The 15,142-nt window shown below is 71.2% G+C and carries 15 protein-coding genes; 7 read left to right on the forward strand and 8 right to left on the reverse strand.

Going from position 1 to position 15,142, the window contains the following annotated elements:
• Positions 1 to 15: 15 nt before the first annotated feature.
• The 3 genes from QSJ59_RS15275 (at position 16) to QSJ59_RS15285 (ending at position 2,276) form a co-directional block, all read left to right on the forward strand.
• Positions 16 to 1,152, forward strand: coding sequence for a bifunctional 2-methylcitrate synthase/citrate synthase (locus QSJ59_RS15275; protein ID WP_285760233.1), 1,137 nt, complete (start codon positions 16 to 18; stop codon positions 1,150 to 1,152).
• Positions 1,142 to 1,918, forward strand: coding sequence for an enoyl-CoA hydratase/isomerase family protein (locus tag QSJ59_RS15280; RefSeq protein WP_285760234.1), 777 nt, complete (start codon positions 1,142 to 1,144; stop codon positions 1,916 to 1,918). The genes QSJ59_RS15275 and QSJ59_RS15280 overlap by 11 nt, the downstream gene beginning before the upstream one ends.
• A 154-nt stretch (positions 1,919 to 2,072) precedes the next feature.
• Positions 2,073 to 2,276, forward strand: a complete 204-nt coding sequence (locus QSJ59_RS15285; RefSeq protein WP_285760235.1) for a hypothetical protein — start codon at positions 2,073 to 2,075, stop codon at positions 2,274 to 2,276.
• 10 nt (positions 2,277 to 2,286) lie between these two features.
• Here the strand turns inward: QSJ59_RS15285 and QSJ59_RS15290 are convergent, their stop codons facing one another.
• The 3 genes from QSJ59_RS15290 to QSJ59_RS15300 form a co-directional block, all read right to left on the reverse strand.
• Positions 2,287 to 2,529 (reverse strand): hypothetical protein, encoded by a 243-nt coding sequence (locus QSJ59_RS15290; protein ID WP_285760236.1) that lies wholly within the window; start codon positions 2,527 to 2,529, stop codon positions 2,287 to 2,289.
• Between the two features lie 547 nt (positions 2,530 to 3,076).
• Positions 3,077 to 3,544 (reverse strand): GreA/GreB family elongation factor, encoded by a 468-nt coding sequence (locus QSJ59_RS15295; protein ID WP_285760237.1) that lies wholly within the window; start codon positions 3,542 to 3,544, stop codon positions 3,077 to 3,079.
• Positions 3,545 to 3,711: 167 nt separating this feature from the next.
• Positions 3,712 to 4,974, reverse strand: coding sequence for an NAD(P)/FAD-dependent oxidoreductase (locus tag QSJ59_RS15300; RefSeq protein ID WP_285760238.1), 1,263 nt, complete (start codon positions 4,972 to 4,974; stop codon positions 3,712 to 3,714).
• A gap of 186 nt (positions 4,975 to 5,160) precedes the next feature.
• Between QSJ59_RS15300 and QSJ59_RS15305 the strand changes: the two genes are divergently transcribed.
• Positions 5,161 to 6,708, forward strand: a complete 1,548-nt coding sequence (locus QSJ59_RS15305; protein ID WP_285760576.1) for a PucR family transcriptional regulator — start codon at positions 5,161 to 5,163, stop codon at positions 6,706 to 6,708.
• Between the two features lie 66 nt (positions 6,709 to 6,774).
• On the opposite strand, the gene mmsB is transcribed toward QSJ59_RS15305, so the two are convergent.
• The 4 genes from mmsB to QSJ59_RS15325 form a co-directional block, all read right to left on the reverse strand.
• A complete protein-coding gene (gene mmsB, locus QSJ59_RS15310; RefSeq protein ID WP_285760239.1) occupies positions 6,775 to 7,692 on the reverse strand; it encodes a 3-hydroxyisobutyrate dehydrogenase in 918 nt (305 codons plus the stop codon).
• A gap of 66 nt (positions 7,693 to 7,758) precedes the next feature.
• On the reverse strand, positions 7,759 to 8,823 hold the full coding sequence (locus tag QSJ59_RS15315) for an enoyl-CoA hydratase/isomerase family protein (RefSeq protein ID WP_285760240.1): 1,065 nt from the start codon (positions 8,821 to 8,823) through the stop codon (positions 7,759 to 7,761).
• Between the two features lie 6 nt (positions 8,824 to 8,829).
• Positions 8,830 to 10,020: an acyl-CoA dehydrogenase family protein gene (locus QSJ59_RS15320; protein ID WP_285760241.1), complete on the reverse strand. Its 1,191-nt coding sequence runs from the start codon at positions 10,018 to 10,020 to the stop codon at positions 8,830 to 8,832.
• A gap of 31 nt (positions 10,021 to 10,051) precedes the next feature.
• Positions 10,052 to 11,596 (reverse strand): CoA-acylating methylmalonate-semialdehyde dehydrogenase, encoded by a 1,545-nt coding sequence (locus QSJ59_RS15325; RefSeq protein WP_285760242.1) that lies wholly within the window; start codon positions 11,594 to 11,596, stop codon positions 10,052 to 10,054.
• Between the two features lie 542 nt (positions 11,597 to 12,138).
• Between QSJ59_RS15325 and QSJ59_RS15330 the strand changes: the two genes are divergently transcribed.
• The 3 genes from QSJ59_RS15330 (at position 12,139) to QSJ59_RS15340 (ending at position 14,108) form a co-directional block, all read left to right on the forward strand.
• Positions 12,139 to 12,513 carry a VOC family protein gene (locus QSJ59_RS15330; RefSeq protein ID WP_285760243.1) on the forward strand — a complete coding sequence of 125 codons (375 nt, stop codon included), beginning with the start codon at positions 12,139 to 12,141 and terminating at the stop codon, positions 12,511 to 12,513.
• A 70-nt stretch (positions 12,514 to 12,583) separates the two neighbouring features.
• A complete protein-coding gene (locus tag QSJ59_RS15335; RefSeq protein ID WP_285760244.1) occupies positions 12,584 to 13,195 on the forward strand; it encodes a cysteine hydrolase family protein in 612 nt (203 codons plus the stop codon).
• Between the two features lie 7 nt (positions 13,196 to 13,202).
• Positions 13,203 to 14,108 (forward strand): GlxA family transcriptional regulator, encoded by a 906-nt coding sequence (locus QSJ59_RS15340; RefSeq protein ID WP_285760245.1) that lies wholly within the window; start codon positions 13,203 to 13,205, stop codon positions 14,106 to 14,108.
• Positions 14,109 to 14,194: 86 nt separating this feature from the next.
• On the opposite strand, the gene QSJ59_RS15345 is transcribed toward QSJ59_RS15340, so the two are convergent.
• Complete coding sequence (locus tag QSJ59_RS15345; RefSeq protein ID WP_285760246.1) at positions 14,195 to 15,100, reverse strand: LysR family transcriptional regulator; 906 nt, start codon at positions 15,098 to 15,100, stop codon at positions 14,195 to 14,197.
• Positions 15,101 to 15,142: the final 42 nt, after the last annotated feature.

Below are 15,142 nucleotides of genomic sequence, written 5' to 3' on the forward strand. Positions count from 1 at the left end.
TCGGACGGTGTGATGATGGCGGATTCGGCGATCCACAAGGGGCTGGCCGGGGTGGTGGTGGACACCACCGCGATCTCGATGGTGGACCAGGACACCAACTCCCTGACCTACCGGGGGTACGCGGTGCAGGAACTGGCCGCCTCCTGCACGTTCGAGGAGGTCGCCTACCTGATCTGGCACGGCGACCTGCCCACCGCCGAACAGCTGGGGGCGTTTTGTGCACGCGAGCAGGCGAACCGGGTCCTGAACCGCAGCACCCTTGAGCTGCTGCGACGAATCCCCGAGACAACGCATCCCATGGATGTGCTGCGTACCGCCATCAGCTACCTGGGCGCCGACGACCCGGCGGAGGACGACGGTTCGGTGGCCGCCAACCAGGCCAAGGCGGAGGTGATGATGGCGCGGCTGCCCACCGTCATCGCCGCCGACCACCGGCGCCGCCAGGGGTTGGACCCGATCCGCCCCGACCCGGAACTGGGGTTCGCGGAGAACTTCTTCCACATGTGCTTCGGAGCGGTGCCGGAGCCGGAGGTGGTGCGCTGCTTCGAGGTGTCGCTGATCCTCTACGCCGAGCACAGTTTCAACGCCTCAACGTTCACCGCGCGCGTGGTGACCTCGACGATGTCGGACATCTACAGCGCGGTGACCGCGGCAATCGGGGCGTTGAAGGGACCGCTGCACGGCGGTGCCAACGAGGCGGTCATGCACATGCTCACCGAGATCGGCAGCGCCGACCGGGCCGCGGAATGGCTGGACCGGGCACTGGCCGAGAAACGCAAGATCATGGGCTTCGGCCACCGTGTCTACAAGCACGGCGACTCCCGGGTCCCCACGATGCACGCCGCGCTGGAGCGCATGGCGCGGATCAAGGACGCCGGAGCGCTGATGGAGCTTTACGCGGCGCTGGAGACGGCGATGGACGAGCGCAAGGGCATCCACCCCAACCTCGACTACCCGGCCGGGCCCGCCTACCACCTGATGGGCTTCGACGTTCCGACGTTCACGCCCATCTTCGTGATGGCGCGAATCACCGGCTGGACCGCCCACATCCTGGAGCAGCAGGCCGCCAACTCCCTCATCCGACCGTTGAGCAGCTACACCGGCCTGGCCCAGCGCCCGGTTCCCGTCCAGGCGCAGCGCCGTGCCGGCTGAGGGGCCCGCTGCGGCCGGCAGCGCCGCCGGGGACGCTGCGGGGTTCTCGGTGGCGCGGCGCGGACCGGTGGCAACGCTGGTCATCGACCGGCCCGCCAAGCGCAATGCCCTGACGATGGCCATGTGGGAGGCCCTTCCCGAGGTCCTCGCCGGCCTGGACGCCGATCCCGGTGTTTCGGTGCTGGTGCTGACCGGGGCCGGCGCACACTTCTGCGCCGGCGCCGACATCCCCGGCCTGCCCGAGGACACCGCGCTGTTCGAGCGGGTCAACTCGACCGCCGAGGCCGCGCTGGCGGACTTCGCCAAACCGACCGTGGCGATGGTGCGCGGGGCGTGCGTGGGGGGCGGATGCGAACTCGCGGTGGCCTGCGACCTCCGGTTCGCCGCTTCCTCGGCCCGCTTCGCCATCACCGCGAGCCGGCTGGGCCTGGTCTACCCGCCGGGACCCACCCGGCGCCTGGTGTCGCTGGTGGGGGCCGCACCGGCGCGTTACCTGCTGTACTCCTCGCTGCCGATCGGTGCCGACCACGCCCACCGGATCGGGCTGGTGGACGTGGTCGTCGAGGACGACGCGCTGGAGGCGGCCGTCGCGGAGTTCACCGACACGCTGGCCGCGCGCTCGCAGCTGAGTGTGCGGGCGGCCAAAGCCATCATCGGCGAGGCGGACCCCTCGCCGGAATGGCGCTCGGCCGCGGCCGGCGCGGAACTGGCCGAGGGAAAACGGGCTTTCACCGAACGGCGCGAGCCCCGTTTCGCCTGGCGCTGAGCCACAAGGGTGCGGCCGGCCGGTTTTTCCGCGCCTTCCCTTGCCGCGCATTTTCCACCGGAACACCCAACCGCCACAAATCACTCGGAAAACCCACGGGTATCACTCGGCGTGCTCGGCGTTTACCCTTTGTGTGTCGGGTAAGGACAAAACCATGTCGACTTCACAGTCCTCACGGACCAATTGGCCCGATATCGTGGTTCCGCTCATCATCGGCGCCGTTCTCGGCGTGGCCGTCGGCGCGCTGTCGATGGTGTTCGACCAGGGAATATCCGTTGCCGTGGCCCTGACCCTGGGGATCGCGATGCTGACCGGGTGGATCGTGCTGAAGGCCCGCCGGCGCCTGCGCCTGGAGTGACCGGGACGGCTCAGTTCCAGGCGCGGATCCCGCCGGGGGCGGGCAGCGTCTCGTCGAGCCAACTCCAGCTGCCGTCGTTCTCGGTGAACCGTCGCTGCACGCCGGCGACCCGGTCGATGCGCACGTCCAGGACCGGACGCCACGCTCCGGCCGTCTGGTCCTCCAGGTAGAGGTTGGCCGCGTCGGTGCGCACGCGCACCGCCCCGTGCGTGGCCAGCGAGCCGTCGTTCATGCGAATTCGGTAAAGCGCCATGATGTCCCCTTCTTCGCGGACAATCGGGAGCGGATATCGAGAAGGCGCCCTGGGTCGCGCCCGGGCGTCGATTGAGGCGGGGAAGGCGGGCGTACGCACCGCGGTTCCATCGCGCGACTTCCACTCTAATCCGTCGTCGACAGGAAACCGGCGAACAATCGGCAAACGGCGGCCATCCGATTCCCGTCCGTTACCGATACGACGCACGGAAAACGTCGCGATTCCCGTCCGAGCACGTCATCGCACGGATTCGTCCGCCCACCGCTTCGACGGGACATCGAAGAACGGAACACGGAAATGGATGGGATCAACCGACAATCCCCAGCCATGCCCCGAGACGACCCGAACCGCACCGAATCCACGACCGGGGATTTTCTTCTCCATAGGGCCGATCCCGTTTTCTCGGTTTCCGAATAAACCGGAGAAAATTCGAGAACGGCCCCTTTCGTCCTTCATGGTGCGGTTCGGTGCCCTGGAGGGGGTGTCGGCGCCTCCTCGGCCGGCCCCGTCCGCGCACCTCCGCCCCGCGCAGCAGGACGAGAACGGTTCAGTGCTTTCCGAACGGGGCGGCCTCGACCAGGGTGAGCCGGATGACGGCGCCGCTGGGGGCCCGGTAGGTCCGCGTCTCCCCCGGAACCGCGCCCGTGATTGCCTTGCCGATGGGCGAGTCGGCCGAGTACACCGTGAGGTCCACCGGGTCGGCGCCGTCGCGTACCCCGAGCAGGAAGGTGTCGGTCCCCTCCTCGCCGGCGTAGCGCACGGTGAGCACCATCCCGGGCTCGGCGACCCCGTCGTCGGGTGGGGTCCGCCCCACGACCGCGTCGTGGAGCAGGCCGCGGATCCGCCGGATACGGGTGGTTCGCGCCTCGGGGTCGGGGATGTCCCATCGTTGGACGGCTTCGGCCCCGGGGCCTCCGTCCGGTTGCCGCACGTCGTTGAGGGGCCTCGTGAGGACGGCCAGCTCCTCGGTGAGCCGGTTGTGGGTGTCCTGGGTCATCCAGTGGGTGTCGGTCATCGTGTACGTCCTTGTCGCTGTGGTTGGGCGGTGGCGGCGGGCCCGGCGCGGGAGACGCCCCCTGGCGCACCGGGCCCGACCCGGCGGACCGCGTGGAAAAGTGGAAAAAGGAGCGGGGCCGACAACGTCGTTGGTGCCGGCCCCGCCCCTGGTCGTACGACCCGTGTTCAGCGTCGCGGGTCACACCCGCGCAGCGCTTCGGGCCGTTTTCCGGTGGTGATCTCTTCGGCGAGGAGCATCCCGGAGGTCGGACCATGGGTGAGCCCCCACATGCCGTGCCCTCCCGCGACATAGACCCCTGGTGTGGCGGAGGCCCCGATGAGCGGCCGCCCGTCCGGGGTGACGGGTCGGGAACCGACCCATTCGTCGGTCCGCTCGGCCCAGCGGACGCCGGTGAGGAAGGGACGCGCGGAAGCGACGATCGCCTCGATGCGCCTGCCGTCGAGCGGGGCGTCGGGACCGCGGAACTCCATGGTCCCCGCGATCCGGAGTCCGCCGCGGTAGGGCGTGCACGCCACTCTGGCCTCAGGCAGGTAGACGGGACAGCGCACCGGCTCGTCCGTCGGCACGGTGAAGGAGTACCCCCGTCCGGCCCTGACCCGGGTGCGGACACCACGGGGCGCGGCGAGCCGGCTCAGCCAGGCCCCGGTGGCGGCGACCGCCACGTCGGCGGTGATCCGCTCCCCGTCACGGGAATGGGCGACCGTTCCCCCGCCGTCGCGGTCGAGCCCGACGACGTCCACGCCCGTGCGGATCGTGCCGCCGCGGCTGCGGACCGAGGCGGCCAGTGCGCGGGTGAAGGCCCCCGGATCGACGAACCTCTGTCCCTCGATGCGCACCCCCGCACGCACCAGGGAGGAGGCGTGGGGCAGGCGGTCGCGCAGCTCGTCCCCGGACAGCACGGCGTAGTCGATGTCCAGGCCGGAGTCGGAGATCCGGCGCAGTTCCCTGATCAGGCCGATCGCCGCACGCCGCGAGCGAAAACCCGCTGTGACGGGGGCGGCGGTCGTCGGCTCCTCGACCCCTCCGGCCGTCAGTGCGTCGAACGCGTCCAGGCACCTGCGGTTCAGCGGCAGATTGGCGCGGACGGCGCGGTACCACGGGCCCCAGCGGCACTGGGCCGCGAACACGGTGAGGAATCGCCACAGTTCGGGGTCCGGGGTCGGGGGCACGTACAGGGGCGCCCGCGGGTCCACGAGGGTACGCAGGCCGTACCGGAGGATGCCGGGCTCGTTCAGCGGGATGGCCAGTCCCGGGGAGAGCCATCCGGCGTTGCCCCACGAGGCGCCCGCCGCGACGTCGGCACGGTCGAGCACGGTGACGCCGACTCCGCGCTCCTGGAGGAACCACGCCGTGGAGAGCCCAACGACACCCGCACCGACGACGACAGCCGTGCGCACCTCACCACGGCTGGACCCCGATTTCCCCATGACCCGTCTTTCCCGTTGATCTTTCCCGCAGTCTTTTCCTTCCTCCCGACCATGCCCTCTCCCCGCGAATCACGGATTGTCCGCTCCGGACAATCGATGAGTAGTGTTTTGTCGATCGACGACAACAAACGAGGGTGCCTGCGCACCGGGCAGGACACGCGGGCGGATGGAACGGGAGCGGGACGGGTGACCAACATCGACCGGCTGGTGAACATCCTCGGCGGCTACGGGGTGCAGTTGTTCGGCCCGGATTCGGTGCGCGGCACTCCGCTGCGCAGTGTCGCCATGAACGACCCGGCCGGCGGCGAAACGGTGTTCGGCGACCTGTTCCTGGCGGTCGGGGTCGCCTCGGTCGCCCGGGCCGTCCGCCTGGCGGCGCGGGCACGGTCCGCGGTCGTGGTTCTCCGGGGCGACACCGAACCGGACGCGGCCGCCCGGGCCCGGGCGGAGCGGGCCGGTGTGGCGGTGGTGCTCGTCGACACGTCGCTCTCGTGGAGCCAACTCGCCGGAATCGTCTACGGGGTCGTGCAGGAGGCGCGGGAGACCGAGGCCGGACGCGGGCCCAGCGACCTCTTCGCGCTGGCGGACACCATCGCCGCAGCGGTGGGCGGGCCGGTGACCATCGAGGACCAGATGTCGAGGGTCGCCGCGTACTCGGGTGAGGGATACACCCCGGACCCGGCCCGGCTCGCCACGATCCTGGGCAGGCGCGCCCCCGAGGAGGTGCGCGAGCTGTTCGAGCGCATTGGGGTGTTCACCCACCTGAGCACCTCGGACGAGCCGCTGTTCGTGGCCCCCTCGGCCGAACACGGCTTGGAGGGACGCATGGTGGCGGCGGTGCGCGTGGGACGCGAGCTGCTGGGGTCGCTCTGGGTCACCTGTGATCGACCGCTGTCGGACCAGCGCGCCGCGGTCCTGGCAAACGGCGCGCGCACGGTGGCCACCCACCTGCTCCGGGCACGGGTCAGTGCCGACCTGGAGCGCCAGGTGGAGTCCGAGCTGGTCATCCAGTCGATTGAGGGCCACGGCGACCCGGCAGCGGTCATCGGCCGGCTGGGGCTCCCGCCGAACCGGTTCCGGGTGATCGCCGTCCAGGCCCATACGCCTCATGAGCGACACGCGGCGATCTTGCGGGTGTTCGAATACGCCACGACCGGTTTTGGCTGGTCCCGACCGGGACGCAGCACCCTGTTCGGCAACACGGTATACACCGTGTTGCCGTGCGAGACGGACTGCACGCCGGTGCACGCCTGGCTCCGGGACACGCTGCGCGGGCTGGGACGCGACATCATCGTGACGGTCGGGGTCGGTGGCCCGGCTGCGGCGGCGCAACTGCCGGCGAGCAGGCGCGAGGCCGACGAGAGCCTGGCCCTGCACGCTTCACGGCCCGACGCTTCGGAGCCGGTGGTCTATGACGAGTCGTGGTCGGCGATCGTGCTCCACCGGCTGCGCGCGGCCGTGGAGGCCGGGCGGACCCCGGAGCAGACCCCGGTGTCGGTGCTCGCCGCCCACGACGCGGCCCACGCGACCGGCTACCTCGCCACGTTGCGCGCCTGGCTGGACGCCCAGGGGGACCTGTCCGAAGCAGCGGAGTCGCTGGGCGTCCACCCCAACACCGTTCGCTACCGCATGCGCAAGATGGCGGAGGTGACCGATCTCCGGCTGGACGATCCGGCCGCGCGGCTGACGGCGTCCGTCCTGCTCGCCGCCTATCCGGAGCCGGGGTCGGCGTGAGCGGGCCGGGGCCCGGGAACCGTTCGCGGCGCCGGCCACCGGCGAAGCGTCCCGGGCGGAGCGCGCTCACTCCCCCGGCTCGGCCCCGTCGCTCTCGGAACGGTCGCGGATGGCGGTGATGATGGCGGAGAAGTCGCGGCCGATCCCGCCCGCGGCACCGAACTCCTCGTACATCCGGGCGGCGTGCAGGCCGATCGCGGCGTCCACCCCCGCGGCCTCGGCTGCGGCGCGGGCCAGCCCGAGGTCCTTGATCATGAGCTGGGTGGCGAAACCGGGGCGGTAGTCGTTGTTGGCGGGGCTGGTGGGCACCGGCCCGGGGACGGGACAGTTGACCGACAGCGACCAGCACTGGCCCGAGGCGTTGGCCGCCACGTCGTAGAGCGCCTGGTGGGACAGGCCCAGCTTCTCCCCCAGTACGAACGCCTCGCTGACGGCGATGGTGGAGGCCGCGAGGATCATGTTGTTGCACATCTTGGCGACCTGCCCCGCACCCGACTCGCCGCAGTGCACGACGCGCCGTCCCATGGCCTCCAGCAGCGGTCCCGCCGCGGCGAAGTCGCCCTCGGGGCCGCCCACCATGAACGCGAGGGTGCCCGCGGTGGCCCCCACGACCCCGCCGGAGACCGGGGCGTCCAGGGCACGGTGCCCGGCTGCGCGCGCCATCTGCGCGGCCTCCCGGGCGTGGGCGACGTCGATGGTGGAGCAGTCGACGAACAGCGTGTCGGGGGAGGCCGCGGCCAGCAGTCCGCCGTTGGTCCCGTAGCAGTCCAGGACGTGACTGCCGCTGGGCAGCATGGTGACCACGATGTCGGCGCCGGTGGCCGCTTCCGCACCGGAGGCGACCGCTTCGACGCCGGCCTCGGCGGCCGTTGCCACCGCCTCGGCCGACAGGTCGAAACCCCTGACCCGGTGTCCGGCCTGGGCCAAGTTCGCCGACATGGGCCCACCCATGTTCCCCAGCCCGATGAAACCGATGACGGTCACGGCATCCTCCTCGTTAGCGATCTGCGGTTGGCCACGGCGCTGACGTGCGGGGCGAACGGCCCAGGGTCAGGCGGTGGTGGAGCGCCCCAGGCCGAGTTCGTCGCCCGGGCGCGGGGCGAAGCAGGCCGCGACCGTCTCCGGGGCGACCTCCTCCGGAGTGGGCGGGAGCCATTGGGGATTGCGGTCCTTGTCGATGACGGCGGCCCGTACCCCTTCGGTGAAGTCGTGGCCGGCCAGGAGCGCACAGGCGGCGCGGTATTCGTGGTCCAGGCAGGTCTCCAGGTCGGGCAGCGTGCGGGCCTGCTCCAGGGCGCGCAGCGTGACCGCCAGTGAGGTGGGGGATTTGGTGCGGATGGCGTCGGCGGCGGCGCGGGCGGCGGGTTCGGGGCGCGCCTGGAGCGCGGCGAGGACCTCGACGACCGTGGCCTGGGCGTAGGCGGCGTCGATCCAGAGCCGGTCCCGGTCGAGGGTGCCCTCCGTGGGCGGGGTGGCCAGGGAAGCCGCGGCCTCACCCGGATCGGCACCGGCGCGCAGTTTCTCGGCCAGGGCGGGCAGGTCGTCGGCCGGCACGTGGTGGTCGGCCAGTCCGCACAGCAGTGCGTCGGCCGCACCCAGACGGTGGGAGGTGAGGGCGGCGTGCGTCCCGAGCAGGCCGGGGGCACGCGACAGCAGGTAGGTGCCACCGACGTCGGGCAGGAAACCGATGCCGGTCTCGGGCATCCCGACCTGGGAACGCTCGGTGACCACCCGGACCGCGGCGTGCGCCGAGACGCCCACCCCACCGCCCATGACGATGCCGTCCATGAACGCGACGATCGGTTTGGGGTAGCGCTTGATGCGGGCGTTGAGCGTGTACTCCGCCCGCCAGAACGCCTCGGCCGCGCCGTTTCGGGCACGGGCCGACGCGTAGAGGGTGCGGATGTCGCCGCCCGCGCACAGGCCGCGTTCTCCCGCGCCGTCGACGAGAACGCAGCGCACCGTGTCGTCGCGCTCCCAGGCGTCCAGGGCTGTGGCGATGTCGGCGACCATGTCGGCGGTGAGGGCGTTGATCGCGCGCGGGCGGTTGAGGGTGACGTGCCCGAGCGCCCCCTCGATCACGCAGACGACCTCGGGGGCGGTGGCGGTGGTCATCGTCGGTCAGGCTCCCATCAGTGCGCGGGACACCACGACCCGCATGATCTCGTTGGTTCCTTCGAGGATCTGGTGCACGCGCAGGTCGCGCACGATCTTCTCCAGTCCGTACTCGGCGAGGTAACCGTAGCCGCCGTGCATCTGGAGAGCGGCGTTGGCCACGTCGAACCCGGCGTCGGTGGCCACGCACTTGGCCATGGCGCACAGCCTCCGGGCGTCGGGGTCGCCGGAGTCCAGGGCGGCCGCGGCACGCCAGAGCAGGGTGCGCGCCGACTCCAGGCGAATGTCCATGTCGGCCAGGCCGAAACGCATGGTCTGGAGGTCGGCGAGCGGGCGTCCGAAGGCCACGCGTGAGCGCAGGTGCGGCAGGCACAGGTCCGCGGCGGCCTGGGCCCCGCCCAGGGAGCAGGCCCCGATGTTGAGGCGTCCGCCGTCGAGGCCGGCCATGGCGATGGCGAAGCCCTTGCCTTCCGGGCCCAGCCGCTGTTCGGCGGGGACCCGAACCCCGTCGAGGACGACCTGGCGGGTGGGCTGGGCGTTCCAGCCCATCTTGCGCTCGTTGGCGCCGAACGACAGCCCGGGCGCGTCACCGGGGACGAGGAAGGCGGAAATGCCCTTGGCCCCGGGTTCGCCGGTGCGCGCCATGACCAGGTAGAGGTCGGTGGCACCGGCTCCGGAGATGAACTGTTTGACCCCGGTGAGGACGTAGCCGTCACCCTCGCGTACGGCTCGGGTGCGCAGGGCCGCGGCGTCGGACCCTGCCTCGGGCTCGGTGAGGCAGTAACTGGCCAGCAGTTCCATCGAGCAGATCCGCGGCAGCCAGGTGCGGCGCTGTTCGTCGTCGCCGAACCGGTCCACCATGGCGGCGACCATGTTGTGGATGGAGATGTAGGCGGCGATCGCCGGACAGCCCCGGGCCAGCGCCTCGAAGACGACGGTGGCGTCCAAGCGGCTCAGGCCGCTCCCCCCGACGTCCTCGCGCACGTAGACCCCGCCGATGCCCAGTTGGGCGGCCGAGCGGATGACGTCCACGGGGAAGTGCTTGTCGCGGTCCCAGTCCAGGGCGTAGGGCGCGATCTCGGTTTCGGTGAACGCGGCCACCGCCTCTGCGAGGACGTGCTGGTCGGCGGTGAGCGCGAACGGGCGCTGGACCACTGGATCGGAGACGGCGCCGGGCGCCGGGTCGGTCACGGTCATCGACCTGCCCTTCTTCAACGATGCGAACGGGTCAGTGCATGGTCGGGATGACGAAACTGGCGCCTTCCTTGATGCCGGAGGGCCAGCGGGAGGTGACCGTCTTGGTCTTGGTGTAGAAGCGGATCGAGTCGGGGCCGTGCTGGTTGAGGTCACCGAAGCCCGACCGTTTCCATCCGCCGAACGTGTGGTAGGCGATGGGGACCGGGATGGGGACGTTGACGCCGACCATGCCGGTGTTGACCCGGCTGGTGAAGTCGCGGGCGGTGTCGCCGTCGCGGGTGAAGATGGCCACGCCGTTGCCGTACTCGTGCTCGCTGGGCAGGCGCAGGGCCTCGTCGTAGTCGGCGGCGCGGGCCATGCACAGGACCGGGCCGAAGATCTCCTCGCGGTAGATCCGCATGTCGGGGGTCACCCGGTCGAACAGGGAGGCTCCCGTGTAGAAACCGTTCTCGTGGCCGGCCAGGGTGAAGCCGCGTCCGTCCACGACGAGGTCGGCGCCTTCGGCCACTCCGGAGGCGATGTAGTCCTCCACCCGGGTGACGGCTTCGGCGCTGACCAGGGGACCGAAGTCGGCGGCGGGGTCGTCGGAGGCCCCGATGGACAGTGCGCGCACCCGGGGCACGAGGCGCTCCAGGAGTGCGTCGGCGGTGGCTTCGCCCACCGGGACGGCCACGGAGATGGCCATGCAACGCTCCCCCGCCGAACCGTAGCCTGCGCCGATGAGGGCGTCGGCGACCTGGTCGAGGTCGGCGTCGGGCATGATCACCATGTGGTTCTTGGCGCCACCGAAGCATTGGGCGCGTTTGCCGTGCGCGGCGGCGGTGGCGTAGATGTACTCGGCGATCGCGGAGGAGCCGACGAAGCCCAGGGCCGCGACCCGGGGGTCGGTGAGCAATGCGTCCACGGCTTCCTTTCCGCCGTTGACGACGTTGAACACCCCGGGGGGCAGCCCCGCCTCGATGAACAGCTCGGCCAGGCGCAGCGGAACGGAGGGGTCGCGCTCGGAGGGCTTGAGGACGAAGGCGTTTCCGCAGGCGATGGCGGGAGCTGCCTTCCACAGCGGGATCATGGCGGGGAAGTTGAACGGGGTGATCCCGGCGACCACGCCCAGCGGCTGGCGCATCGAGTAGACGTCGATGCCGGTGCCGGCGCTGTCGGTGTAGTCGCCCTTGAGCAGGTGCGGGACCCCGGTGGCGAACTCCACGACCTCCAGGCCGCGCTGGATGTCACCGCGCGCGTCGGAGACCGTTTTTCCGTGCTCCCCGGCCAGGAGGAGGGCGAGGTCGTCCATCTCGGCGTTGACGAGGTCGACGAACCGGCTGAGCACCCGGGCCCGGCGCTGGGGGTTCCAGCGGGCCCACTCGACCTGGGCAGCGGCCGCGTCGCCGATGGCCGCCTCGGTGTCGGCCGCGTCGGCGAGGGCCACCCTGGCCTGAACCGCGCCGGTGTCGGGGCGGTAGACGTCGGCGAAGGCACCGGACTTCCCCGCGACGTGTTTTCCACCGATGAAATGGTCGAGTTCGCGCACCGTTAAATACACCCGCCCCTGGATAACAAAAGAATCGAACTCCGGCACGATCGGGCGACGACTCCGGCCCTATTGCCGAACCCGTTTTCCGGTCGACCCTGTCCGGGTGGCCACGCGCCTACCGGCAGTGTCCCGTGGTGCCCGCTCTGCTCCCACGAACCATCCACGCCGTGGCCACACCGAGCGGGCAAACGCGTCAAAAAGTATGTTTTTGCAGCTCAAAGAAGGTTTTTGTCAAGCATCGCATCCCCGCGGCCCACAGGCCCGCATCAGCGGAACCCCGGCGACCTCGACGTCGCGACTGAAGCCGACGATATAGTAGGAAGACAAACTAATCTAGTGCAGATCCGATTCTCTGGCAGATTTTTCACCGTTTCGCCGACGCGGCTTTAATGAGCCCCCTCGACATCGGTGCGCAATTGACCGGGCGGTACGCATCCGCACCGACGGCCTTCTCGGCGTTCCCTGACCGCCGCGCGCCCGACCGTTGCCGGGCGATCGGCGCAGGACCCGGCACCGCCGGTGTGCGGCGGGCCCCGGCGGGGCACCATGGGGTCAGCGGTACTCCACGACAGGAAGATGAGACCCCGATGATCGGTCGTCTGTCCACGGTCGTCCTCGACTGCCCCGATCCCCGCGCCCTGGCCCGTTTCTACTCAAAGCTGCTGGGGCTGCCGATCATCGGCGACGAGGGCGTCTGGGTGGACATCGGCGACCGCCAGGGCGTGCGGATCAGTTTCCAGGAGGCCCCCGACCACGAGCCTCCGCGCTGGCCCGATCCCGCGTTTCCCCAGCAGGCCCACCTGGACGTCCTGGTGGACGACATCGACGCGGCCGAGCCCAAGGTCCTGGCCCTGGGCGCGACCCGTCTCCCCTGCTCGGGGGAACGGTTCCGGGTCTACGCCGACCCCGCCGGACACCCGTTCTGCCTGGAGTGGGGGGAGCAGGAGACCGCGGCCGGCTGACCGGATCGGCCCGGAACCGGACGCGATGGTGCCTTTTCACCGGGGAACCGCGGGAACCAGGATGAACACCATGAGCGACGACACGCGCAGCGCCCTCCTCGTCATCGACGTCCAGGACTCGTTCCTGCACCACCCCCTGTGGCCGGAAGCCTCCGAGCCCCGCATCGTGGAGAAGGTGGGCCTGTTGGTGGACGCGGCCCGCGCACGAGGCGAACTCGTGGTGTGGGTCCTGCACAGCGAACCCGGGAGCGGTTCCCTCTTCGACCCCGCCGTGGGCCACGTGCGCCTGATGGAGGGCCTGGAGCCGCAGCAGGGGGAGCCGGTGCTCACCAAGACCGCGCACAACGCCTTCACGACCACCGGCCTCCAGCAGCTGCTCACCACCCGTGGGATCGGCAGGCTGAGCGTCTGCGGGGTCCGGACCGAGCAGTGCTGCGAGACGACCGCCCGCCTGGCCTTCGACCTCGGTTTCGACGTGGCGTTCGTGACCGAGGCGACCGCGTGCACCCCGGTGGAGCACCGCGACGCCCCTCCCGGGCGGTCGGTCGCCGCGATCATGGCCGACCCGCGCACCCTGGGCACCGACGCCATCATCACCAGAACCGAGTACGCCCTCTCCGGACGATTCGCCACCATTCGCACCGTGGCGGAACTGACCGCGGACGCAACGGCGAAAGGCTGAGCAGATCGTGCCCCGCGTCGTCTTTCTGCTGGTCCCCGACCTGCACCTGCTGGACGTAGCCGGTCCGGCACAGGTGTTCTCCACAGCGGCCGACATGGGGCACGACTACCGGCTGCACTACGTCTGCGAACGGCCCGACGTCCCGACGGCCCAGGGGCTGACGCTGCGGGCCGAGACGACCTGGCCGCCGCTGATGCCCCGCGACCTGCTGATCGTGCCCGGATGGCGTTCCCCCGTCCGACCGGGGACGGGGCGCGTGGACGCGGCCTCGCTGGCCCGGCTGCGCGACCACCACGGCGCGGGGGGCACGGTGGCCAGTGTGTGCTCGGGAGCCGACGTCCTGGGACGGGCCGGATTGCTGGACGGGCGGCGCTGCACCACCCACCACGAACTCCAGGACGTGCTGGCGCTGCGCTACCCCGACGCCGCGGTGGTGCGCGACGTGTTGTACGTCCAGGACGGCCGCGTGGTGACGTCGGCGGGCATCGCCAGCGGCATCGATCTGGCCCTGCACCTGGTGGCGGTGCGCCACGGCCCTGGAACGGCGGCACGGGTCGCGCGTTCGATGGTGGTCTACGCCCGACGCAACGGTGAGGAGGACCAGGCCGGCGCGATGGTGCGGCATCGTGCCCACGTCAGCGACGCGGTGCACCGCGTACAGGACCTGATCGACGCCCGGTTCGCCGAGCCCTTGCGACTCGCGGGGCTGGCGGCGGCTGCCGGGATCGGCGTGCGCACCCTGACCCGCCGCTTCGCCGCGGCCACCGGGGTGACCCCGCTGCGCTACCAGCAGGAGCTGCGCCTGGAGCGGGCGGAGCACCTCATCGGCCAGGGCGTCACCACGGAGGCGGCCGCCCGCGCGGTGGGTTTCGCCGACGCCCGCATGTTGCGCCGCCTGCGCGCGCGGCCGTGAAGGGCCGGCGCAGGACGGTCGGAGGCCCGGAGCAGGTCGGAAGACGGCTCCGTGACGCGTGCCGGGCTCCCCCGCAGCGCTTCTGCTCAGGGCGGCAGTGCCGCTCCCGCCGATGCGCGGAGGGTGGCGACCATTGCCGACACCGCGTCACGCGGTCGGCGACGGTGCACGATGTGGATCTCCCGGGCCAGGTCGAGGTCGTGCGGACGGTGCGCGCTCCAGCCCGCTCCGGAGTCGGCGTGCAGAATCGTCAGCGGTACCAGCCCCACGCCGACCCCGGCACGGATCAGGGCGAGCGCGACCTCGTAGTCGCGGGTCTCGTAGGCGACGTCGAGCACGACTCCCACCGCGGCAGCGGCGTTCTCCAGGGCCACGCGGTTGTAGACACCGGGCGCGCCGCTGATCCACTCCTCCCCTGCGAGGTCGGCCAGCCCCGGCCGGGTGTGCGCGGCGGGGTGCTGTTCGGGCAAAACCAGCAGGAGGGGGTCGCGCAACAGCGCCTCGCGGTGCAGACCGCCGGCGGAGGGCAGGGAGGTGCCCGGGTAGCGATGCGTGATGAGCAGGTCGAGGTCGCCGGAGGTGACCAGGCCGTAGCCGTGCGGAGGCTCGACGTCGCTGAGCGCCAGCCGCGCGTGCGGGTGGGCGCGGCGGAAGGCGGCGAGCGCGCCGGGGACCAGGGCCTTGCCCGCGCTGGCGAACGCGCCCAGTGCCAGGGTCGGCGGGGCGGCGGCGAGTGTGGCGCGTACCGCGTCCTCGGCGGCGCGCAGTTCGCCGAGGACACGCTCGCCGTGGGCCAGCAGCACCCGGCCGGCCTCGGTCAGTGCGACACCGCCGCGTCCGCGCTCCAGGAGCACACAGCCCACCTCCCCCTCCAGCTTGGTGAGCTGCTGGGACAGTGCCGGCGGGGTGAAGGACATGCGTTCGGCCGCCAGGGAGATGGAACCCGCGCGCGCCACCTCCACCAAGACCCGCAACCGATTGGCGTCGAGCACCGGACTCCCCGACCTTTCCCTAGTTCTGCTTAACCATCGTTA

Origin of the sequence: Nocardiopsis ansamitocini (assembly GCF_030268225.1) — a bacterium.
Taxonomy (GTDB): Bacteria; Actinomycetota; Actinomycetes; order Streptosporangiales; family Streptosporangiaceae; genus Nocardiopsis_D; species Nocardiopsis_D ansamitocini.

Bases quoted from the DNA above. Each gene is read 5' to 3' on its own strand.
- QSJ59_RS15295 (WP_285760237.1), bottom strand. From the start codon at position 3,544: ATGACCGACACCCACTGGATGACCCAGGACACCCACAACCGGCTCACC.
- QSJ59_RS15320 (WP_285760241.1), bottom strand. From the start codon at position 10,020: ATGACCGTGACCGACCCGGCGCCCGGCGCCGTCTCCGATCCAGTGGTC.
- QSJ59_RS15330 (WP_285760243.1), top strand. From the start codon at position 12,139: ATGATCGGTCGTCTGTCCACGGTCGTCCTCGACTGCCCCGATCCCCGC.
- QSJ59_RS15275 (WP_285760233.1), top strand. From the start codon at position 16: ATGGCGGATTCGGCGATCCACAAGGGGCTGGCCGGGGTGGTGGTGGAC.
- QSJ59_RS15290 (WP_285760236.1), bottom strand. From the start codon at position 2,529: ATGGCGCTTTACCGAATTCGCATGAACGACGGCTCGCTGGCCACGCAC.
- QSJ59_RS15335 (WP_285760244.1), top strand. From the start codon at position 12,584: ATGAGCGACGACACGCGCAGCGCCCTCCTCGTCATCGACGTCCAGGAC.
- QSJ59_RS15285 (WP_285760235.1), top strand. From the start codon at position 2,073: ATGTCGACTTCACAGTCCTCACGGACCAATTGGCCCGATATCGTGGTT.
- QSJ59_RS15315 (WP_285760240.1), bottom strand. From the start codon at position 8,823: ATGACCACCGCCACCGCCCCCGAGGTCGTCTGCGTGATCGAGGGGGCG.
- QSJ59_RS15300 (WP_285760238.1), bottom strand. From the start codon at position 4,974: ATGGGGAAATCGGGGTCCAGCCGTGGTGAGGTGCGCACGGCTGTCGTC.